The sequence below is a fragment of the Sessilibacter sp. MAH1 genome (genome assembly GCF_054658315.1).
The window spans coordinates 39974-61437 of sequence record NZ_BAAGIC010000009.1; the positions used below are offsets into that span (position 1 = coordinate 39974).

Consider the following 21464-nt stretch of genomic DNA (forward strand, 5'->3'; position numbering starts at 1 on the left):
CCGAGTCACTGCTTTGTCTGTATTAACACCTCCAACCATTGCTGTGACTCCGGGTGAGCCTGCCGGTATTGGCCCAGAAATTCTGGTACAACTCGCCCAAAACCAGCTTAATGCCAAGGTTGTCGCCATTGCCGACCCGCAATTATTAATGGATCGAGCTCGTTTATTAGGCTTGGAATTGAACTTAGTCGAATTCGATGATGATCGACATCGAAACGAAGGTCTGTTACCGGCAAAGAACTTGTTGGTGTCGCCGGTGGTTCTTAACGACACTGTAAAACCCGGTGTCTTAAATCCCAACAACGGTGGCTATGTTTTAGAGACGCTCAAGGTTGCAAGCCAGGGTTGTTTAACCAACCGATGGCAGGCCATTGTGACCGGACCTGTGAGTAAGAGCGTTATTAACGATGCGGGTGTGCCTTTCAGTGGTCACACCGAATTTTTTGCCGAACAGGCGGGTGTAGATCGTGTTGTTATGATGCTTGCCACCGAAGGCTTGCGCGTTGCTTTGGTTACTACGCATTTGCCTTTGGCGAAGGTCCCGCAGGCGATTACAGCATCATTGTTAACCGAAATTCTTGAGATTACCCACAGAGAATTACGCGAAAAATTTGGCCTTGAAAGTCCTAAAATCAAAGTGTGTGGATTAAATCCGCACGCCGGTGAAAGTGGGCACATGGGGCGCGAAGAAATCGACGTGATTATTCCTGTGCTCGAAACCCTAAAACTTAAAGGTTTGAATTTAGACGGACCATATCCCGCCGATACGGTTTTTACACCTCGTCATATGCAAGATTGCGACACCATTGTTGCGATGTATCACGATCAGGGTTTGCCGGTTTTAAAATACAAAGGCTTTCACCGTGCCGTTAATATTACCTTGGGTCTGCCGTTTATTCGCACTTCGGTGGATCACGGCACAGCGTTAGATTTGGCCGGTCGAGGCACTGCCAGTTATGAAAGTCTGGCCTACGCTTTGGATACCGCCATCGAGATGGCAACAGCTCAACGTTGATCTCATCATAGATTTATCATTATAACTTTTTAGTTTGGAAATATTCGTTAGTGACTTCTCCGTTTCATCACACAGCCCGTAAGCGATTTGGGCAAAACTTCCTTCACGATCTCGGCATTATTTCTAAGATTGTTAACAGTGTTGCGCCAACTCCGGGTGATAACGTCGTCGAGATTGGCCCAGGTAAGGGTGCGATCACCGAGTTGCTGCTGGCGCGATGCCCTAAGTTAAATGTGGTGGAATTAGACCGAGATCTGGTGCCATTTTTATTGGCGAGTTTTGCCAAATATCCAGAATTTAAACTGCATCAAGCCGATGCGCTTAAATTCGATTTTTCGTCTCTGGCAAGTGCAGCTGAGCCATTAAGAATTGTTGGCAATTTACCTTACAATATATCCACGCCACTGATTTTTTATTTACTGCGCTTAGGTCCTCTTGTAAAAGACATGCACTTCATGCTGCAAAAAGAAGTGGTAGAGCGTATGGCGGCAGACCCTGGTAGTAAAGCGTACGGCAAGCTGAGTGTGATGACTCAATACTTTTGCAACGTACAATCTCTGTTTTTGGTACCGCCCGAGTGCTTTGTACCAAGACCTAAGGTAGAATCGGCAGTGGTGAGGTTAGAGCCTTACTCTGATTTCCCGGTTGTCGCATCCGATGTGAGTGTGCTCGAAAAAGTTGTCAACAGCGCATTTCAGCAGCGCCGAAAGACTTTACGTAACGCGCTTAAGCAATGGTGTGATGGTGCACAGCTCGAAGCATTAGGGATTGATCCTAATACTCGACCTGAATCTCTGACGGTCGCCGATTTTGTGAGTATTGCCAATGCTTGTCATGTGAATGAGCATTGAGCCAATCTATACAGATTATTGGCACTTATAATACATTAAACTGGCTAATTCTTTGCTGCACTTGGTAAGTGATTACAAACGTGGCGATATCTAGCCGAATTATTTTTAGATCATGGTTTCTTGTTAGAGACATCAAATCAAATGACAGATGTACCCATTGAGGTTCGCGTAAAAACCCACTACATCGCAGAGCAGTCTGATCCCGGTGATCAGCGGTTTGTGTACGCCTATACGATCACCATTCGTAATCAAAGCCACACCGCGGCGCAGTTAATCAGCCGCCACTGGTTGATTACCAACGGCGATAACGTGACGCAGGAAGTTCGTGGCGACGGTGTTGTTGGTGAGCAGCCGCACTTGAACCCTGGCGAGGAGTACACCTACACCAGTGGTGTTGTACTTGAAACCGAATTCGGCACTATGGAGGGCAGCTATCAAATGCGCACCGATAACGGTGATATTTTTGATGCTCCCGTGCCTACTTTCGCACTTGTTCCACCATACGCGCTACACTGAGTTTTAAGAACTCTCATATTTTTATAAGATAATATTCGCAAGATGCCCACCTATGTTGTCGGCGACCTCCAAGGTTGCCTTGATCCTTTAATTTGCTTGCTTGAGCAGGTTAACTTTTCGGTAGAATCAGACCAGTTGTGGCTGGTTGGTGATCTCGTTAATCGTGGCCCCCAGTCGTTAGAGACACTGCGTTTCTTATACGAACGTCGTCACTCAGTGACGGCAGTACTTGGCAATCACGACCTTCATCTGTTGGCGATCTACTATCAACAACGCGAGCCATCGCGGGGTGATACTCTGGACGAAATCGTCGCAGCTCCCGATGCTCCGCAATTAATTCGTTGGCTGCGGAATTTGCCGTTGTTTTATTGGAACGAGGAGCATGGTATCGCAATGGTTCATGCCGGAGTTCATCCGCGATGGACGATACAGCAGGCTTTAAGCTACAGCCGAGAAGTCGAACAAGTGTTGCAAAACGACGTGGCAATAATCGAATATCTTGCCAACATATACGGTAATAGTCCTGCAAGTTGGAGCGAAGAACTCGGCGGTTATACTCGCCTGAGAACCATAGCCAATTACTTTACGCGCATGCGTTTTTGTAACGCCAAAGGTAAGTTGCAGTTTTCCAACAAAGGCGAGCCCGAAGATGCCCCAGAGGGTTTTGATCCTTGGTTTAAACACTTTTTAGAGCAGCCAACTTCATTTCCATTATTGTTTGGCCATTGGGCCGCTCTAAAAGGAGAAACGGGAAGTGACAAGGTGATCGGTTTAGACACGGGTTGCGTGTGGGGCGAGCATCTCACCATGATTCGTTTAGAAGATCGCCAGCGTTTCACCTGTAGTTGCAAGCCAGACCAAAAATAAAGCGCAAATCCTGTCTAGGAGTTAGTGCTCTAAGAGCACTATGTTGGAACTAACAACAGTGTGGCTTGAAACGAACAACACTGTGGTAATTCAACATAGCAGCAACTTAATTTGGGGTAGGTGGTTGTTGGTGCTCAGTCATCGTAACCGTTAGGGTTATTCGACTGCCAACGCCACGTATCTCTAACCATCTCTTCTAGTCCTAATTCTACCTGCCAGCCCAGTTCGTCTCGTGCCTTATCGGCATTGGCATAGAACTCGGGCAGATCACCGGTTCTGCGCGGCAAAATTTGGTAAGGGATGGGTTTTCCACAGGCGTTTTCGTAAGCGGTAACGACTTCAAGAACGCTAATTCCCTTTCCCGATCCCAAGTTATACACCTGCCAGCCGGATTTACTTGCCAGCAGGTGTTTAAGCGCCGCCACATGGCCTTTGGCCAGGTCTACGACGTGAATGTAATCGCGAACACCGGTACCGTCTCGGGTAGGGTAGTCATCGCCAAAAATCCCCAAAAACTCGCGTTTGCCAACACTTACTTGAGCAACATAAGGCAAAAGGTTGTTTGGAATACCGTTAGGGTCTTCGCCAATCAAACCACTTGGATGGGCACCAATGGGGTTGAAGTAACGGAGTAGTGACACGGACCAGTCGGAATTGGGTTTGGCTGTTAGGTCTTTTAAAATTTCTTCAACCATCAACTTAGTTCGACCATAAACATTGCTGGCTGATGTTGGCAGGGTTTCCACGTAAGGGATGGGCGCCTTTTCTCCATACACGGTGGCCGATGAACTGAAAACAATATTCGTACAGCCAAACTCTCCCATAACCTCACAAAGCGTAACGGTACCGGCGACGTTATTGTCGTAATAGGCGAGAGGCTTTTCGGCAGATTCACCAACCGCTTTTAAGCCTGCAAAATGGATCACTGCCTCAATCGAATAATTAGAAAATATATTCCTAAGTATATTTTTATCGCGTATATCACCATCGATAAATTGAATCGATTGATCGGTAATTTTCTCGACGCGCCTCACAGACTCACGTTTACTATTTGATAAATTATCGAGAATCAATAACTCAAATCCAGCAGCGATTAACTCTACACATGTGTGACTACCTATGTAACCTGCGCCACCGGTGACTAAAATCAAGCTCATTGTGATTCTATTTTCCTATCCAATTAATTTGTCCTTTTATACGAAAACATGCTTGCATGTTACGCTTTAATGAGAGAATAATAACTGTAACGAATTTCAGAATACAGCCTAGTCTTTGACAAGCTGCGGTCGTTTTACTGATAAAGCTAATGAATACTGATATGAAATAAATACTTTCAGCAGTCATTCAAAGTAGAGTCATAAAATATTACGCGTTAAATTTATTGATCAATAAATTGATAAAAGCCGGAATCGATTTATGACTGAAATTGTCTCAGTAAAACGGATTATGTGTGAGGAGATCACCGCGAAGAGATATTAGCCAAAGCCACGGCGACAACGTTTGTAATGTCTGTAGATTTTCAGCGTCTATGATTAGCTATAGATAATTTTTTAGCTATGCTTAGTTTTAGGCACGTAGATATCAAATAACGTTGAATCCCTCCGGCCATTAGGCCTGTTGCCCGCCGCGCTTAATTACACGCAAGAGGATGCACTCGATGAGTATTTTCAATCATTACCAGCAAAGGTATACCGCGACTCAGCAGGAAGAACTCTCGATTCAAGAGTACCTTGATCTTTGTAAATCCGATCCAAGTGTTTACGCAAGTGCTGCTGAACGGATGCTTGTTGCTATCGGCGAGCCTGAACTTGTTGATACCTCTCTAGACCCCCGCTTAAGTCGTATTTTTTCCAATAAAGTCATTAAACGTTATAAAGCGTTTGAAGATTTTTACGGAATGGAAGAAGCGATCGAGCAGATTGTTTCCTTCTTTAAACATGCCGCACAAGGCTTGGAAGAAAAGAAACAAATTCTCTATTTGCTTGGCCCCGTTGGCGGTGGTAAGTCTTCACTTGCTGAAAAATTAAAATCTTTAATCGAACGCCAGCCCATTTATTGCATTAAAGATTCTCCCGTATTTGAATCTCCTCTCGGTTTATTTGATCCCGATGAAGACGGTGAAATTCTAAGAGAAGACTATGGAATTGCTTCTCGTTATATCAAAACCATCATGTCACCTTGGGCAGTTAAACGGTTACATGAATATAACGGCGATATCAGCAAATTTCGTGTTGTAAAAGTTTATCCGTCTATTCTCGATCAAGTCGCTGTTTCTAAAACTGAACCCGGTGACGAAAACAACCAAGATATTTCCTCATTGGTGGGTAAGGTTGATATTCGTAAACTGGAAGACTTCCCACAAAATGATCCCGATGCCTACAGTTTCTCAGGTGGTTTGTGTCGCGCCAACCAAGGCATCATGGAATTCGTGGAAATGTTTAAAGCACCCATTAAGGTGTTGCATCCACTGTTAACAGCAACTCAAGAAGGCAACTTCAACAGTACCGAAGGCTTGGGTGCGATTCCATTTGATGGCGTTATTCTTGCTCACTCTAACGAAAGCGAGTGGCAAAGTTTTAAAACCAACAAAAATAATGAAGCGTTTATCGATCGTGTGTATATCGTTAAAGTGCCATATTGTTTGCGTGTTTCTGAAGAAATAAAAATTTACGAAAAACTACTCGAAAACTCTTCGTTGTCTGCCGCTCCTTGTGCTCCCGATACCTTAAGCATGTTGGCGCAATTCAGTGTTCTTTCACGAATAAAAATGCCGGAGAACTCTAACGTATTTTCAAAAATGCGTGTGTATAACGGCGAAAATTTAAAAGACACAGATCCAAAAGCAAAATCGTTACAAGAATACAAAGACAACGCCGGCGTTGATGAGGGCATGTCTGGTTTGTCTACTCGATTTGCTTTCAAAATTTTATCGAAAGTATTTAACTTTGATGCCACCGAAGTAGCCGCAAACCCTGTGCACTTGCTGTATGTGCTTGAGCAACAAATTGAGCAAGAGCAATATCAGCAAGAAGTACAAGATCGTTATTTAGGATTTATCAAAGAGTTCCTAGCGCCAAAATACGTCGAGTTTATTGGTAAAGAAATTCAAACCGCGTATCTCGAATCCTATGCTGAATATGGACAGAATATTTTCGATCGCTACGTAACCTATGCCGATTTTTGGATTCAAGATCAAGAATATCGAGATCCCGAGACAGGCGAAATATTGGATCGTAGTTCTTTAAATGAAGAACTTGAGAAAATTGAAAAACCAGCGGGAATTAGCAACCCTAAAGATTTTCGTAACGAAGTGGTTAATTTCGTTCTACGTGCGCGTGCCAATAATAACGGTCGCAATCCGGCATGGAACAGTTACGAGAAATTAAGAACGGTTATTGAGAAGAAAATGTTCTCAAATACCGAAGATTTATTACCAGTCATTTCATTTAATGCAAAAGCGTCTAACGACGATAAGAAAAAACACCAAGATTTTGTGAAACGTATGGTGGAAAGAGGCTATACCGAAAAACAAGTTCGCCTTCTTTCTGAATGGTACCTACGGGTAAGAAAATCACAATAATGTAGTACGCTCTGCCGAATGAACTGTTAGGAGTTTTGATGAGTTACATCATAGATAGACGACTCAACGCGAAAAATAAATCTACAGTAAATCGGCAGCGCTTTTTGCGCCGATACCGAAAACACATCAAAAAGGCGGTCTCCGAGGCCGTCTCTCGTCGTTCTATCACCGATATGCAAAACGGTGAACAGATCAGTATTCCTACCCGAGATATTTCCGAACCTATTTTTCATCATGGCCAAGGCGGATACCAAGAACGAGTTTTGCCGGGTAATGATCAATTTGTTCAAGGTGATCATATTCAACGTCCACCGGGTGGTGGTAGTGGCTCAGGTTCTGGCGAAGGTAACGCCAGTGACCAAGGGGAAGGGATCGACGACTTTGTCTTTCAGATCACGCAAGAAGAATTTCTCGACTTTATGTTCGAGGATTTAGAGCTGCCAAATCTTGTAAAACGTCAATTATCGGGTAACGAAGAATTCAAAACCCGCCGAGCCGGTGTTTCCAATCAAGGCTCACCGGGGCAAATCAACGTTGTTCGCTCACTTCGCTCTGCAAATGCAAGACGTATTGCGCTTGCTGGTGGTAAACGTAAGCGACTTAAAATACTCGAAAGCGAATTAGCTGAGCTAGAAGCTGCCGATCCGGTATTACGCGACCACAATAGAATTGAAAGTTTATTGGCCGAAATCGCGGATTTACGTGCGCGAATTCAACGAGTGCCTTGGTTAGACGACTTCGATATTAAATACAATTTACAGGTTAAATATCCGGTTCCTACCAGTAAGGCTGTTATGTTTTGCATTATGGATGTATCTGGCTCAATGAGTCAGGCAACCAAAGACATGGCGAAACGATTTTTTATTTTGTTGTATTTATTTTTGCAAAAAAATTACGAAAAAACCGAAGTTGTATTTATTCGACATCACACCAGCGCTAAAGAAGTCGAAGAAGAAGAGTTTTTTTACTCTCGCGAAACCGGCGGCACTATCGTTTCCAGTGCACTGTATTTAATGAAAGAAATTTTAGAGACTAAATATTCACCTTCTGAATGGAATATTTACGCTGCGCAAGCTTCTGATGGTGACAACTGGAATGACGACTCGACAACGTGTTCGAAGTTGTTAATTGATGAGATTTTGCCAAAGCTTCAATATTACTCGTACATAGAAATTACCCCAAGACAGCATCAAGCACTTTGGGAAGAGTATGAAACTGTTGCTGGGGCATTTCCAGATCGCTTTGCCATGGAGCAAATTGTTGATCTCGGCGATATATACCCAGTTTTCCGCGAATTATTTCAGAAGAAAACCGCATGAGTGCACAACAGCCTATTTCTACAAGTTCAGAATGGACATTCGAACTGATCGAAGAATATGATCGGGAGATTGCCAAAATTGCTAAAGAGTTTGGCTTAGATACCTATCCAAACCAAATCGAGATTATTAATTCTGAACAAATGATGGATGCCTACTCTTCGGTAGGTATGCCCATTGGTTACAATCATTGGTCTTACGGTAAGCAATTTTTAAATACCGAGCGCTCCTACAATCGTGGGCACATGGGTCTTGCCTATGAAATTGTGATTAATTCAAGTCCGTGTATTGCGTATTTAATGGAAGAAAATACCATGACTATGCAAGCGCTTGTTATTGCGCATGCCTGTTATGGACATAATTCTTTTTTTAAAGGTAATTATTTATTTAGAGCTTGGACCGATGCCGAATCGATTATTGATTACTTGGTCTTCGCAAAAAATTATATTGCCAAATGCGAAGAGCGACATGGTATTGATGCCGTAGAACAATTGCTAGATTCTTGTCATGCCTTAATGAATTACGGTGTAGATCGTTATCAACGACCTTACCCAATTTCGACGGCAGAAGAAGAGTTCCGTCAAAAGGAGCGTGAAGAATATTTACAGCGCCAAGTGAATGATTTGTGGCGAACCATTCCAAAAGGTGAGCACAATCCCCAAGCGTTGGATGCATTTAAATTTCCAGCAGAGCCTCAAGAAAATTTGCTGTATTTTTTTGAAAAAAACGCGCCTCTGTTAGAGTCTTGGCAGCGAGAAATTCTTAGAATTGTTCGCAAAATTGCACAATACTTTTATCCACAGCGCCAAACCCAAGTAATGAACGAAGGTTGGGCGACTTTTTGGCATTACACCTTATTAAATACTCTCTACGATCGCGGCAAGCTAAGTGATGGCTTTATGCTGGAGTTTTTGCAGTCACATTCCAGCGTTGTTTATCAACCACCATACAACAGCCGGTATTATTCTGGAATTAATCCCTATACGTTAGGATTTAATATATTTTCTGATCTTCGCCGAATTTGTGAAAATCCAACCGAAGAAGATCGAGAATGGTTCCCCGATATTGCTGGCTCTAATTGGGTTGAAACCTTGCATTTTGCCATGCGTAATTTCAAAGATGAGAGTTTTATTCTGCAATATTTATCACCCAAGGTGATGCGAGATTTAAAACTATTCACCATTATTGACGATAATCTTGAAGACGATATTATCGTTGGTGCTATTCATGATCGAGATGGTTATCAAAAAATTCGTGAATCGTTAGCGGGACAATATAATTTAGGTAATCGTGAACCGAATATTCAGGTAACTAAAGTCAATGTTCGCGGTGACCGCTCAATTACCCTAGAACATAATCGACATAATCGCGTACCTCTCAGTGAAAGCACCGACGAAGTGTTAAAGCATATTCATCGTATCTGGGGGTTTGATGTACATCTGCACTCTACCGATAATGGTATTTTATGCGAAAGTTTTCAATGCCCGAAAAACGACAATAATAAGTAAGTAATCACTTATGTTGGGCGATAAAAAAAGCGGCTGAAATAAGCCGCTTTTTTTATGTGTTTTTCTAATGCTTACGATTTTTATACAGCAATTAATTGATGAGCTTTTTCTATCAGGGTGATATTTTCAAAAGGCTTTTGTAAAAAATCATCGGCGCCTAGATCGAGAGTTTTTATTAGGTTTTCTGTGGATTCAGCAGAAATTACTAACACTTTCATTTTTTTAAATTGTTCATTGGTGCGTAAATATTTCAGCACTTCAAATCCGTCAATTCCCGGCATTCTTAAATCTAGGGTTATAAGATCGGGTTTGATGGTCGATACAAGTGATCCGGCAACAAATCCATCCAGCGCGGTGGTAACTTCATAGCCCTGCATTCTAAACACGCGTTCAATGGCCTTAGCCATTTCTGGGTTGTCGTCGACTACAAGTACTTTAGGTGTTGTACAAGCTTCCAGAGCACCCGTTTCTAGCTCTTCTGGTACCGGCAGTTCGTTCTCTCGCAAAAACTCAACAAAGTCCTCTTGCTTGATTCTATGGTCTCCACGACCCGGTAACTTATAGGCTTTCAGCCGTCCGCGCTCAATCCACCGAATGATTGTTCGAAAGTTTACCCCGCAGTATTTCGCGGCTTCGCCGGTGGTTAGCACTCGGAGTTCTGTCATTCTGTTATGGCCTTCTCTGTCTCACACATTTGGGTTCTCGTATTCATTTTAAGGGTAAGAACCAAAAGGATACTTTACTGCAAATTTAAACCTGACTTAAGTGACTTTTCGATCATAAATGACAGGAATGTATAACTATATTTTACATGAGTCATATTTGACAGGTTAGACATGTTCTGTATACTTCTATTCAAGTTGAGGGGCATCCTAGCTTCCTGTTTCAATTGTTTGAATTTTTGATGCCCCATTTTCTTTCCTGTGCGCCTTTTTAGGACAAACAGTACTGTCGAATTTTAAAAAGTTGATCAACTATTAAAGTTCCAATGTCAACTTTTTAGCAGAACACCCTAAGACCCTTTCCCCTCCCAGGTAGTGAGGGGTTTTTTTTGCCTGTCGTTTGGATCATTTCGATTTTAAATAGCAATAATTTACGTCGATTTGTGTATACTTAGAAGGTCAATAATTCTGATATTTGGAAACTAACGGAAATTCCAAAAGCTAATGAACCTGCTATCTTCTGCGACTGCAAAAATACTGATAACGGACGATAATCCGGTAAATTTGACACTGCTAAATAAAATACTTTCATCAGAGTATCCTTATTTAGAGCACGCGCAGGACGGCGATCAATGTCTCAACGCCGTTAAAGCAGAACACTTCGATTTGTTATTGTTGGACATGAACATGCCAAATGTTTCTGGCATGGATGTGTTGCGCGAGATACACAAGCTTCCCGGTAATTACAAACCAAGAGTTTTGGTCGTTTCCGCCGACCACTCACCAGAAACGGTTGCCGATGCATTTCGCCTTGGCGCGGACGACTATCTAAAAACACCTTACAGTAAAGAAGAGCTGCTCGCGCGAGTTAATACTCAGTTAGCGCTTAGAAGTCGATCTCAATACCTCGAGGAATTAGTTGCCAGACGCACTCAAGAGTTAACGCAAGCCAATCAACGCTTGCGAGATACGCATTCCCAACTGATGCAAGCAGAGAAGATGGCGTCCTTGGGGCAATTGGCCGCAGGCGTTGCACACGAAATTAATAACCCTGTTGCATACGTCTATTCCAACCTACAAACCTTACAAATATATTGTTCAGACATAGGCAGTTTTGTTGAAAAATACAAACAAACGGTAGCTTTAGATGCTAACGATATTAATGGCAACGTAAATATTGACGGTGCAGGTAATAAACCCGATATTCAATTTTTATTGAGTGACGCCGCCGATTTATTGAATGAATCGTTAGATGGTTTAAAGAAGGTCAAACAAATAGCCGAAGATTTAAAAACCTTTTCCCATCCCGAGAAAAAAGTCTGGCAAGAAACAGATATTAACGAATGTATCGAATCTGCATTAAATATTGTTGCTAATCAAATAAAACAAAAAGCGCGAATTAATAAAAAATTTCAAGAACTACCCAAGGTTGAATGTATTGCACCGCAAATTAACCAAGTTATTGTTAATTTGTTGGTTAACGCCCTGCATGCTATTGAAGATTTTGGCGAAATAGAAATAGTCACCAAAAAAATTGATTCCGATACCATTTGTATTTCTATAACGGATTCGGGTGTTGGCATTGAAGAAAAACATATGGCGAAAATATTCGACCCGTTTTTTACCACCAAAGATGTTGGCAAAGGTACAGGTTTGGGATTGTCCGTTTCCTATGGAATTGTCCATTCTCATAATGGCAATATCTCTGTCTCCAGCGAAGTAGGTAAGGGTACAACCTTTACGGTGACCTTACCCATTCTAAAAAGTGCCAATACCGAACCTTTTGTGTAGCAATATAAGCGTTTATAGAAGATTTTATTTTTAATTTAGAATCTCCGATAAAATCACCCAACAAATAATCAGAGACCGCTGAGCCGGTTATTCAGCTTTTTGCAATGCAGGTGTTCTTTGCAATAACTTGCGAAATAATCCTAAATAAACACCTAATCCTATGAGTAAAACGGCGGCGCCAATTAATAATAGTGGATTAAATTGCTCATCGTTAAACGCTGTTCCTAAAATCATGGCAAATATTGGCGATATCATTGCAGTTAGGGATACTGTATTAGCCGATAGATTTTTTAATAAATAATAATAAGCACTAAAGCCAATCAAAGATCCTATTACCACCAGATACGCAAGAGCGGAAATAGAAACCCATTCAACGTGCGTAGGAACACTGCCGTCGATCATTAACCAAGTAATCCATAGGCCCGGCAAGGCAAATAGCATGCTGCCGCAAGACTGTTGTAATGGATCTGTATTTGTTCCGAGTTTTTTCATCATCACCGCGCTTATCGAAAAAATACTGGTTGATGCAATCATCGCTAGAATTCCTAACAGCGCATCTGGGCCAATTTGTATTTGATCACTAAAAACAAGCGCCATACCCAAAAAAGCAATGATCATTCCGAGCAGTCTTTCTAGCCCAATGGATTCAGACAATATAATTTTAGAGAACAGGCCAACAATAAAAGGCGAGGTAGAAAATAATAATGAAACCACACCGGTTGGAATTTTTTCCGCGGCCCAATAAACCAGAGGCATATTGGGAAATACACCAAAAGATGCTGCACAGAAAGTAATGATGGTTTGTCGGTTTAATGTGAAAGTTTTTTTAACATAGAGTAATACCAGCCAAACTAACGCCGCGCCAAACGTCATGCGCAATGTCACGGCCAGCATAAACCCAACATCACCACTGCTAATATGTATGGCAAGTGGTGTTGTCGACCAAATCAGAACAACCAATATGTAACATAGAATAACTTTCACAATTTAATTCTCGAAATTCAAAAATAAAAAAAGGCCGCAGTGTTAAACGTGCGGCCTTTTGAAAAATCTTACTTTTTATGGATTACAATTTTTTATCCACAAACGCAAAGAGCCGCTGCATTCCTTTGGGAACGGGGCGATGCCAGAAAATAGCAGTTAGATAAAAAAATACAGTCATGATAATAACAATTGTTTGCGTACAAGCGAGTAAAAATAGTAACCGCACGGATTCTGACCGCGAACCGAAAATTGGTCAAGCAATTAAACCAAAATTTTCTGTGTTCGAGTCTACGTTTAAAATGTCGTTACCGTTTTTTACCAATTTGAGTTCTCGGTCGCCCTCAAAATTTTGCCAAAGGGTTCTGTAACTTAACTGTGAACCCGCATGAACACCTTCTGGGTGAAGTTCTGAAAGAGGACGAAGCACGAAGGCGTTATAGGTAATTTCTTCTCTAGGAAGTACAAGGTTACAAATAATGCCGGTAAGATTTCCGTACAGTAAAATATCAATATCGACAGTTCGGTTAGAATATTTCTCTGCTTTAAGATCGCGGCCAAGTTTGTATTCGATGTCGCGCAAGGTTAAGCGTAGACTCTCTAAATCCATGGCTGTTTCTGTTTGAACCACCAAGTTCCAAAAATTTGGGCCGTCGAAGCCGACCGCAGCACTTTCGTAGGTATTAGAAAGCGTTAACGTGCCAAACAAGCTAGACAATTCTTGAAGCGCAAAAGGGAGGTTTTTTTCTGGCAGAATATTGCTGCCTAAACCTAGGAATACATCGTATTTTGTTTGCATCAACCAAATAACCTATCTATCAAAATACGTAAAATTTTTCAGATAACTGACTCTTAAACAGTGAGTTAAATTTGTAGGAAAATTTCGAACGTTCAATTTAGCGGTTTTAGAGAAATTTCTGACTAATCTAGAGTTTCTGTGAATTCACAATGAGTTAGGTAAAAGCTCTTGTAATGAGATCACAATAGGAACCTCTAATTAACTCATCCATGATTTAATTAGAGGACAGAAATTGACAATGCGATTTTCAATTTTTTCACAATTTCAATTGCTTACCGTTCTCGAAATTGACGACACTTCCTTGTGTTGCGAGAAACTCTAGGTTAATTAGAGTTTCCTATAGGTCTTTCGCCAAACTCTAAAGTTAATCCCACCGCAAGGCTGTTTGCAACCGCCGTTGGTTTACGCACGGTCATTTTTATCCAAGGCAACGAGAATTTATCACGTAGCTCTTGCGCCAAATTTCCAGAAAACGCTTCTATCAATTCAAAGCGATGTATCTTTGCAAAATCTTGGCAATAGTCTGCCACGGCTGCGTAATTGAGAGTATGTTCTAATTTATCGCTGGTGATGGCTTTCGAAAAATCAAATGCCATTTCAATATCTAAAACCAGAGTTTGTAGAATGGATTTTTCCCATTCGTACACGCCAATTACGGTTTCTACTTTTAAGCCTTCTATAAAAACGGTGCTAATCACGGCAATTCTCTGTGCAGAATAAAGCAAATATCAGCATGCTCTGAATGCTGAGCTGGAATTTAATCGCAGAACAGAAATTGGAGTTGCTAATTTTTTCATAATTTCAATAATTTATCGTTATTGAAGTTGATGGCATATCCCAGCGTCGCAGAAAACTCCAGATTCTGCAGAGTTTTCAATAAATATTTGGCCAGACGAGCTTCGCAATCGGTCCGAATTTTTCGTGAAGTAAACCAGCAACTCGTTGACGAACAGAATTTACAAGGGCGCTAGGGTGGTCATGTCCCAGCGCGGCCGAACCGTTACGCCGAGAGGCTCCTGCTGATTGTTAAGCAGTCGCTGGCAGCCCGCGTAGGCGATCATGGCGCCGTTGTCGGTACAAAACTCGTTGCGCGCGTAAAAAACCGAAGCGCCGATCTTGGCAAGATTATGCGTTAGCAGCTCCCGTAATCGCTTGTTTGCCGAAACGCCGCCGGCCATAACCAATGTTGTATAACCCGTCTGTTCGAGTGCGCGCTTGCATTTAATTGCGATGGTTTGTACCACTGCTTCTTGGAAGGCAAAGGCGATATCGGCGCAGGTTTGGTCGTCTGGCAGACCATTTTCTTGCTTGTGTTCGGCTACAGTATTGAGCGTGTAAGTTTTTAATCCGCTGAAGCTAAATTCCAAGCCCGGTCGATCAACCATGGGTCTTGGAAACTTAAATCGATCTGGATTACCCAGCTCCGCCAGTTTGGCAATCGCCGGACCACCGGGATAGTCCAAGTCCAACATTTTGGCGGCTTTATCAAACGCTTCACCGGCTGCGTCATCGAGTGATTCGCCCAAAAGCTGGTATTCGCCAATGCTGCGAACATCCACCAATTGAGTGTGTCCACCCGAAACTAATAAGGCAACAAAAGGAAATGACGGCGGATTATCTTCCAGCATGGGCGCCAATAAATGGCCTTCCATGTGATGAACACCGACAGCGGGAATATTCCAAGCATAAGCCAGTGAGCGAGCAAAACAGGCGCCGACCATCAAAGCACCAATCAGGCCCGGGCCGTTGGTAAAGGCAATGGCGTCGATATCGGTGGTCGCCGAATTTGTAGCGGTAAGTACTTCGTTGACTAGTGGCAGTAGCTTACGAACATGGTCGCGTGATGCCAGTTCTGGCACCACACCGCCATACTCGGCATGTACTTTAACTTGGCTATATAACCTATGCCCTAGCAGTCCGAGATTTGAATCGTAAATGGCAACGCCGGTTTCATCGCAGGAAGTTTCAATTCCGAGTACTCGCATGGTCAACAGTATCCAGCCGCTTACAGAAGTATTAAGGTAAAACATGTACGCTAGGCTGATTTGAATACAGACTTCACGTACTCTGAAAGCGCGGCATCATAGCATTAAGCGCCGTAATCGGCACTTTTCCGTACAAAACTTGCCATGTTCAGGCTAAACCTCTCGTTGAGCTGTTTAAAAATCATATACCGAGTTCAATCCCTAGAATATCTTCAGAACTCACAAAACAATGTTTATTAACCCAATGATTTATAAGAGTTAATTGAAACTTTTTAATGGGTTGCAGAGTTTTTCTTGGTTTTATATTGATCGACGGCGAACAAAGGTTTAGAATCTGCGCCCCTTAATTTAGTAAGTATTGGCTGTTGCAGCGCGAAGATTTCCACGCAGAAATCGATAAGATGCACAGCTGTCATTGATCAAACAGGTAATAAGATTCTATGCCATCAGTAAAGCTTAAAGAAAACGAGCCATTTGACGTTGCACTTCGTCGTTTCAAGCGTTCATGTGAAAAAGCGGGCATCCTTGCCGAAGTTCGTCGTCGTGAGCACTATGAAAAACCAACTACTGTTCGTAAACGTCAAGCAGCAGCTGCTGTTAAGCGTCACGCGAAAAAAGTGCAGCGCGAAAGCCGTAAGTTCCAACGTCTTTACTAATCTGTGCTGAGCCCTAGCCAATACGGCTAGATCAAGGCTTAAAGACAAGAATATTTCAGAGCCTATTCGTTCACCTGTGCGAATAGGCTTTGTTGTCTTTCAAAGTTCAGGCGTCTAGATGTGGTTATCCCGATGAATTCAACAATTATTGAATTTTAACGGTGGAGCCCTTGGCCAAACATCCCTCAGAGCCCGCGTGAAACCCAAAATACGCCAGCAGCGGTTTATCGAAGGAGTCCGTACATGCCATCAGAACTCTACACCCAAATAAAAGACGCTGTTAAAGACGCTATGCGTGCCAAAGAGAAAGAGCGTCTAAATACCTTGCGTTTAATCCAAGCAGAATTCAAACGTGTTGAAGTTGATGAGCGCATTGAACTCGACGATGCTCGCATTCTTGTCATTCTCGATAAAATGTGTAAACAGCGTCGCGACTCTATTACTCAATTTCAAGACGCCGGTCGTGATGAACTAGCCGAGCAAGAGCAAAAAGAACTTGTTGTTATTGGTGAGTTCTTACCTGCTGCCTTAGATGAATCTGAAATTGAAGCCATTGTTGCTAAAGCTATCGAAGAATCTGGCGCCCAAGCTGCACAAGACATGGGCAAGGTTATGGCTATAGTTAAGCCACAAGTTCAAGGTCGCGCCGATATGGGGTTGGTCAGTAAGTTGGTGAAAGCCAAGTTAGGTTAATAGCTGGCTAAGTTTTTGTAGTTCAATCTCAATGCGTGAGATCAAACACTCTTGTCAGAGCGAATTTCGCAGGCGTTTATTGATGACTTGCTCGGTCGAGTCGACATCATTGATGTTGTTGATAGCCGGGTAAAGCTCAAGCGAGCGGGTAAAAACTACCAAGCGTGTTGCCCGTTTCATCAAGAAAAAACGCCGTCTTTTACGGTTAGCTCAGACAAGCAGTTTTATCACTGTTTTGGTTGTGGTGCCAGTGGCAATGCCATTGGTTTTGTCATGAACTACGACGGCCTTAACTTTCCTGAGGCGGTTGAAAACTTAGCAAAACTGGTCGGCCTGACGGTTCCCAAGCAAGAGCGTTCAGCAAAGGCAGAAGCCGCCGATAAGCAAAGAAAATTAATATACCAAGTACTCGAGCAAGCGAATCTGTTTTTTCAAACACAGTTGCGCCAGCATGAAAGCAGAATACACGCCGCTAAGTATCTTAAAAAGCGCGGCTTAAGTACTCAAGTTGTACAAGAGTTTCAATTAGGTTTGGCGCCACCGGGTTGGGATCTACTCATCAAGCACCTGTGTGACGCCAATGCGAGACTCAGCGAAAAAGAAGTAATAAAACTGGCGCTTGATGCTGGGTTAGTCGTCGAAAATCCAGAAAACCAGCGTCGATACGACCGTTTTCGCGACCGCATTATGTTTCCAATTATCGATGTGCGAAAGCGCGTGATTGGTTTTGGTGGTCGAGTATTAGATGCCGGGCAGAGTGACCCCGGCAAAAAACAGCCGAAATATCTCAACTCGCCAGAAACCACTGTTTTTCACAAGGGTAAAGAGTTGTACGGTCTTGCCAATGTTCGTCAAGCCTATACCGACATCCCCAAATTATTGGTGGTAGAAGGGTATATGGACGTTGTAGCACTGGCACAATTTGGCATTCGCTACGCAGTTGCAACACTTGGCACTGCCTGTGGCGAGGAACATTTAAAGCTGGCTTTTAAATACACCCAAGAAGTGGTGTTCTGTTTTGATGGCGATAAAGCCGGTAGGAATGCAGCCAAGAGGGCGCTTGAGAATTCCCTTCCAGCTATGGAAGATGGTCGAAGCGTAAGATTTTTATTTCTGCCCGAAGGTGAAGACCCTGACACATTAGTCAGAAAAGTGGGTGCGCAAGCCTTTGAGAACATGGTCGCGCAATCCGTCGCATTAGAAGAATACCTCTACGAAGTTGCCGGAGTTGGACTTAATCTAAACTCTTTAGAGGGTAAAGCGAGTCTTAGTAAAAAAATGGCTCCGCTATTGAGCTTGTTGCCCGAAGGCGTTTATCGAGAGTTGATGCAAAACCAGTTGGCTCAACACACGGGGCTGAGTCGAGAAAACCTCGATGAACTGGCGCTGCTGTCGATACCAAAGCTTGCGGAAGATACGCCGGATTTAACCAGTGATTCGCGTTTGCCACAAGACCCGCGAGTTGGGTCAGCACACGCAAATGCTGAAAACCAGCGAATGGATAATTGGCCTGACACGCCAGAATACAGCCCGGCAGATTATGAGTCGAGCCAGTATACGCAATATGAGCCTAAAAAACCGAAGCCCGGTAAAACATCATCGTATGACAAGCGTAAAGATGATGAGCAGGGCGGACATAGTTCAGGCAGTGCTAGCAAGTTTGCGCTACAGCCGGTGCGTCGTTTATTGGCATTGTTGGTTCAGCACCCAGAACTTGCAAGACAAGTAGAACTGACGAATTTATTAACGCTCGATAACCAAACCGAGTTGGCGCAAATTGCAGAGCTTATAGGTTTATTAAGAGAGCGCCCCCAGCTTGATAATGCGCAAAAGATTTGCATTGCTTGGCAGGCACGTTTTGGTGAATCACGCTCTAAACTGCTGGCCGAGCTTTCAGCGACAGATCTGTTAGCAGGGTCACAGGGACGTATTGAATACAACCCAAGCGAAGAATTTCGCTCCTGTGCATTTCAGTTACAAAATTGGTTAGGGCAGCGCAAAATTCGTCATCTTGAAGATAGGCTTTATCAGCAAGCGTTGACGTTAGAAGAGCAAAAGCAGCTCAGCATTGAAATATTAAATTTAAAAAAGCAACTTTTACAATCTGCGCAAGCAGAAAAACTACGAGAGCAAAATCTCGGAACAACCAAGCACTAGCTTGTGCACAGCGGTATAGAAACACACATAACTAACACATCGAACAATCAGCGTAGGAGGTTGCTAGAGCAATAACCGTTTTGTTTTGATGTAAGCAAACACCTGCAAGCGGCTTGAACAGTTGATTTCTTAGATTAAATCTCAATATTCAAGCTATAATTGAGCGTTTAACGCTCTTCGTTTCTACTGGTTTTAAATAAGGTTAATAATGACCGATAACGCCCAGCAACAGTCCCGAATTAAAGAACTGATCACGCGCGGACGAGAGCAAGGTTTCCTGACCTACGCAGAAGTAAGTGATCACTTGCCAGACGATATCTCCGATCCAGATCAGGTCGAAGAAATTATCCAAATGATTAACGACATGGGTATTCAGGTGTTTGAAACAGCACCCGATGCCGATCAGTTGATCATGTCTGAAAACGACTCCTCTACCGACGAAATCGCTGCTGCTGAAGCTGCCGCTGCACTTGCGGCCGTAGAAACTGAAGCTGGTCGCACCACCGACCCAGTACGTATGTACATGCGCGAAATGGGCACCGTAGAGCTGCTCACTCGTGAAGGCGAAATCGCTATCGCCAAACGTATTGAAGAAGGTGTGCGTGAGTTAATGCATGCCTTGGCGTTTTGGCCCGGTGCAGTACAAAAAGTCGTTGAAGAATACGATCTAGTAGAAAAAGAAGAGCGTCGTTTGGTCGATGTTGTCTCTGGCTGGTTAGATCCCGCCGAAGACGTTCCTGCCGCTGAAATCGTTCCGAGTAACGTCGATGACGACGAAGAAGCCGAAACCACAACAACAACGGCGGACGTAGACAGCGACGATGATGAAGAAGAATCTCCTTCAACGGATGACGACGACGAAACCCAAGGCGGCGTAGATCCCGAAGAAGCTAAACAACGCTTCTCGTTACTGCGCGAGCAATTGATTAAAGCTGACGCTGCTTTGGCAGCTCATGGCCGTGAAAGCAAAGAAGTTGAAGCCGAACTCGAAGCATTGGGTGAAATCTTCAAATTCTTCAAACTTGCGCCTCGTCAGTTCGAGCCACAATATAACTATGTTCGCAGTGTTCTAGAGCGTGTTCGCCAAGAAGAACGCAACATCATGACGTTGTGTGTGCGCAAGGCCAAAATGCCACGTAAAGACTTCATCAAAGAATTCCCAGGCAACGAGCAAGACGAAACCTGGATACCAAGCATTATTGGTAAAGGTCGCGCCTACTCAGAAAACCTACGCGCTGTGCAAGTCGATATCATGCGCGCCCAGCGCAAATTGCTACAAATAGAAGAAGAAACCGGCCTCGACCTAAGTGCCATTAAAGAAATCAACCGTCGCATGTCGATTGGCGAAGCACGTGCACGTCGCGCCAAAAAAGAAATGGTTGAAGCCAACTTGCGTTTGGTAATTTCTATCGCGAAAAAATACACCAACCGTGGTTTGCAATTCTTAGATCTTATTCAAGAAGGCAACATCGGCTTGATGAAAGCGGTGGATAAGTTCGAATACCGTCGTGGTTACAAGTTCTCAACCTACGCCACATGGTGGATTCGTCAGGCAATAACGCGCTCCATTGCCGACCAAGCACGTACCATTCGTATTCCGGTGCACATGATCGAAACCATTAACAAGCTAAACCGTATTTCACGGCAAATGCTGCAAGAAATGGGTCGAGAACCAACGCCAGAAGAACTTGGCGAACGTATGGACATGCCTGAAGATAAAATTCGCAAAGTGCTAAAAATTGCCAAAGAGCCAATCTCCATGGAGACGCCCATTGGTGATGACGAAGATTCGCACTTGGGCGACTTTATTGAAGACACCACAGTGCATTCACCGGTTGATACCGCCACCGGCCAAGGCCTAACCGAAGCCACCCGCGAAGTACTTGCAGGCCTAACCGCCCGCGAAGCCAAAGTACTGCGCATGCGTTTTGGTATCGACATGAACACCGACCACACCCTAGAAGAAGTGGGCAAACAGTTTGACGTAACCCGTGAGCGTATTCGACAAATCGAAGCAAAAGCCCTGCGCAAGCTACGTCATCCATCACGTTCAGACCACCTTCGCAGCTTTTTGGACGAATAAACAA

General features: G+C 43.5%; 18 protein-coding genes. 12 read left to right on the top strand and 6 right to left on the bottom strand.

The window, feature by feature from the left end; translation table 11 throughout:
- Positions 1-13: 13 nt before the first annotated feature.
- From pdxA to ACYQ28_RS10490, 4 genes are all read left to right on the top strand, one after another.
- On the top strand, positions 14-1015 hold the full coding sequence (pdxA, locus tag ACYQ28_RS10475) for a 4-hydroxythreonine-4-phosphate dehydrogenase PdxA (RefSeq protein ID WP_460050130.1): 1002 nt from the start codon (positions 14-16) through the stop codon (positions 1013-1015).
- Between the two features lie 50 nt (positions 1016-1065).
- Complete coding sequence (gene rsmA, locus ACYQ28_RS10480; protein ID WP_460050128.1) at positions 1066-1866, top strand: 16S rRNA (adenine(1518)-N(6)/adenine(1519)-N(6))-dimethyltransferase RsmA; 801 nt, start codon at positions 1066-1068, stop codon at positions 1864-1866.
- A gap of 141 nt (positions 1867-2007) precedes the next feature.
- Complete coding sequence (gene apaG, locus ACYQ28_RS10485; RefSeq protein ID WP_460050126.1) at positions 2008-2382, top strand: Co2+/Mg2+ efflux protein ApaG; 375 nt, start codon at positions 2008-2010, stop codon at positions 2380-2382.
- Positions 2383-2424: 42 nt separating this feature from the next.
- A complete protein-coding gene (locus tag ACYQ28_RS10490; RefSeq protein ID WP_460050124.1) occupies positions 2425-3249 on the top strand; it encodes a symmetrical bis(5'-nucleosyl)-tetraphosphatase in 825 nt (274 codons plus the stop codon).
- Positions 3250-3383: 134 nt separating this feature from the next.
- Here ACYQ28_RS10490 and galE read toward each other — a convergent pair whose 3' ends face one another.
- On the bottom strand, positions 3384-4406 hold the full coding sequence (gene galE, locus ACYQ28_RS10495; RefSeq protein WP_460050122.1) for a UDP-glucose 4-epimerase GalE: 1023 nt from the start codon (positions 4404-4406) through the stop codon (positions 3384-3386).
- A 500-nt stretch (positions 4407-4906) separates the two neighbouring features.
- Between galE and ACYQ28_RS10500 the strand changes: the two genes are divergently transcribed.
- Genes ACYQ28_RS10500 through ACYQ28_RS10510 form a run of 3 tightly spaced genes read left to right on the top strand, consistent with a single transcriptional unit; the run spans position 4907 to position 9653 of the window.
- Positions 4907-6829: a PrkA family serine protein kinase gene (locus tag ACYQ28_RS10500; RefSeq protein WP_460050120.1), complete on the top strand. Its 1923-nt coding sequence runs from the start codon at positions 4907-4909 to the stop codon at positions 6827-6829.
- 38 nt (positions 6830-6867) lie between these two features.
- Positions 6868-8148, top strand: coding sequence for a YeaH/YhbH family protein (locus tag ACYQ28_RS10505; protein ID WP_460050118.1), 1281 nt, complete (start codon positions 6868-6870; stop codon positions 8146-8148).
- Positions 8145-9653 carry a SpoVR family protein gene (locus ACYQ28_RS10510; protein WP_460050116.1) on the top strand — a complete coding sequence of 503 codons (1509 nt, stop codon included), beginning with the start codon at positions 8145-8147 and terminating at the stop codon, positions 9651-9653. Before ACYQ28_RS10505 ends, ACYQ28_RS10510 begins: the two co-directional genes overlap by 4 nt.
- A gap of 80 nt (positions 9654-9733) precedes the next feature.
- Here ACYQ28_RS10510 and ACYQ28_RS10515 read toward each other — a convergent pair whose 3' ends face one another.
- Positions 9734-10318, bottom strand: coding sequence for a response regulator (locus tag ACYQ28_RS10515; RefSeq protein ID WP_460050114.1), 585 nt, complete (start codon positions 10316-10318; stop codon positions 9734-9736).
- Positions 10319-10819: 501 nt separating this feature from the next.
- Between ACYQ28_RS10515 and ACYQ28_RS10520 the strand changes: the two genes are divergently transcribed.
- The gene (locus tag ACYQ28_RS10520; protein WP_460050112.1) at positions 10820-12106 is read left to right on the top strand and encodes an ATP-binding protein; all 1287 of its coding nucleotides are present in this window, start codon (positions 10820-10822) and stop codon (positions 12104-12106) included.
- Between the two features lie 87 nt (positions 12107-12193).
- Here ACYQ28_RS10520 and ACYQ28_RS10525 read toward each other — a convergent pair whose 3' ends face one another.
- The 4 genes from ACYQ28_RS10525 to tsaD form a co-directional block, all read right to left on the bottom strand.
- Entirely contained in the window at positions 12194-13090 is an 897-nt protein-coding gene (locus ACYQ28_RS10525; protein WP_460050110.1) for a DMT family transporter, read from the bottom strand.
- A 253-nt stretch (positions 13091-13343) separates the two neighbouring features.
- Positions 13344-13886 carry a 2-amino-4-hydroxy-6-hydroxymethyldihydropteridine diphosphokinase gene (gene folK / locus ACYQ28_RS10530; protein WP_460050108.1) on the bottom strand — a complete coding sequence of 181 codons (543 nt, stop codon included), beginning with the start codon at positions 13884-13886 and terminating at the stop codon, positions 13344-13346.
- A gap of 323 nt (positions 13887-14209) precedes the next feature.
- Positions 14210-14584, bottom strand: a complete 375-nt coding sequence (gene folB, locus ACYQ28_RS10535; protein WP_460050106.1) for a dihydroneopterin aldolase — start codon at positions 14582-14584, stop codon at positions 14210-14212.
- 258 nt (positions 14585-14842) lie between these two features.
- Complete coding sequence (tsaD, locus tag ACYQ28_RS10540) at positions 14843-15871, bottom strand: tRNA (adenosine(37)-N6)-threonylcarbamoyltransferase complex transferase subunit TsaD (protein ID WP_460050208.1); 1029 nt, start codon at positions 15869-15871, stop codon at positions 14843-14845.
- Positions 15872-16311: 440 nt separating this feature from the next.
- Between tsaD and rpsU the strand changes: the two genes are divergently transcribed.
- The 4 genes from rpsU (at position 16312) to rpoD (ending at position 21460) form a co-directional block, all read left to right on the top strand.
- Positions 16312-16527, top strand: a complete 216-nt coding sequence (rpsU, locus tag ACYQ28_RS10545) for a 30S ribosomal protein S21 (RefSeq protein WP_460050104.1) — start codon at positions 16312-16314, stop codon at positions 16525-16527.
- 243 nt (positions 16528-16770) lie between these two features.
- Positions 16771-17220, top strand: coding sequence for a GatB/YqeY domain-containing protein (locus tag ACYQ28_RS10550; RefSeq protein ID WP_460050102.1), 450 nt, complete (start codon positions 16771-16773; stop codon positions 17218-17220).
- A gap of 51 nt (positions 17221-17271) precedes the next feature.
- Positions 17272-19377, top strand: coding sequence for a DNA primase (gene dnaG, locus ACYQ28_RS10555; protein WP_460050100.1), 2106 nt, complete (start codon positions 17272-17274; stop codon positions 19375-19377).
- A gap of 208 nt (positions 19378-19585) precedes the next feature.
- The gene (gene rpoD / locus ACYQ28_RS10560; protein WP_460050098.1) at positions 19586-21460 is read left to right on the top strand and encodes an RNA polymerase sigma factor RpoD; all 1875 of its coding nucleotides are present in this window, start codon (positions 19586-19588) and stop codon (positions 21458-21460) included.
- Positions 21461-21464: the final 4 nt, after the last annotated feature.

Bases quoted from the DNA above. Each gene is read 5' to 3' on its own strand.
- apaG (WP_460050126.1), top strand. From the start codon at position 2,008: ATGACAGATGTACCCATTGAGGTTCGCGTAAAAACCCACTACATCGCA.
- ACYQ28_RS10490 (WP_460050124.1), top strand. From the start codon at position 2,425: ATGCCCACCTATGTTGTCGGCGACCTCCAAGGTTGCCTTGATCCTTTA.
- galE (WP_460050122.1), bottom strand. From the start codon at position 4,406: ATGAGCTTGATTTTAGTCACCGGTGGCGCAGGTTACATAGGTAGTCAC.
- ACYQ28_RS10500 (WP_460050120.1), top strand. From the start codon at position 4,907: ATGAGTATTTTCAATCATTACCAGCAAAGGTATACCGCGACTCAGCAG.
- ACYQ28_RS10505 (WP_460050118.1), top strand. From the start codon at position 6,868: ATGAGTTACATCATAGATAGACGACTCAACGCGAAAAATAAATCTACA.
- ACYQ28_RS10510 (WP_460050116.1), top strand. From the start codon at position 8,145: ATGAGTGCACAACAGCCTATTTCTACAAGTTCAGAATGGACATTCGAA.
- ACYQ28_RS10515 (WP_460050114.1), bottom strand. From the start codon at position 10,318: ATGACAGAACTCCGAGTGCTAACCACCGGCGAAGCCGCGAAATACTGC.
- ACYQ28_RS10520 (WP_460050112.1), top strand. From the start codon at position 10,820: ATGAACCTGCTATCTTCTGCGACTGCAAAAATACTGATAACGGACGAT.
- folK (WP_460050108.1), bottom strand. From the start codon at position 13,886: ATGCAAACAAAATACGATGTATTCCTAGGTTTAGGCAGCAATATTCTG.
- tsaD (WP_460050208.1), bottom strand. From the start codon at position 15,871: ATGCGAGTACTCGGAATTGAAACTTCCTGCGATGAAACCGGCGTTGCC.
- rpsU (WP_460050104.1), top strand. From the start codon at position 16,312: ATGCCATCAGTAAAGCTTAAAGAAAACGAGCCATTTGACGTTGCACTT.
- ACYQ28_RS10550 (WP_460050102.1), top strand. From the start codon at position 16,771: ATGCCATCAGAACTCTACACCCAAATAAAAGACGCTGTTAAAGACGCT.
- rpoD (WP_460050098.1), top strand. From the start codon at position 19,586: ATGACCGATAACGCCCAGCAACAGTCCCGAATTAAAGAACTGATCACG.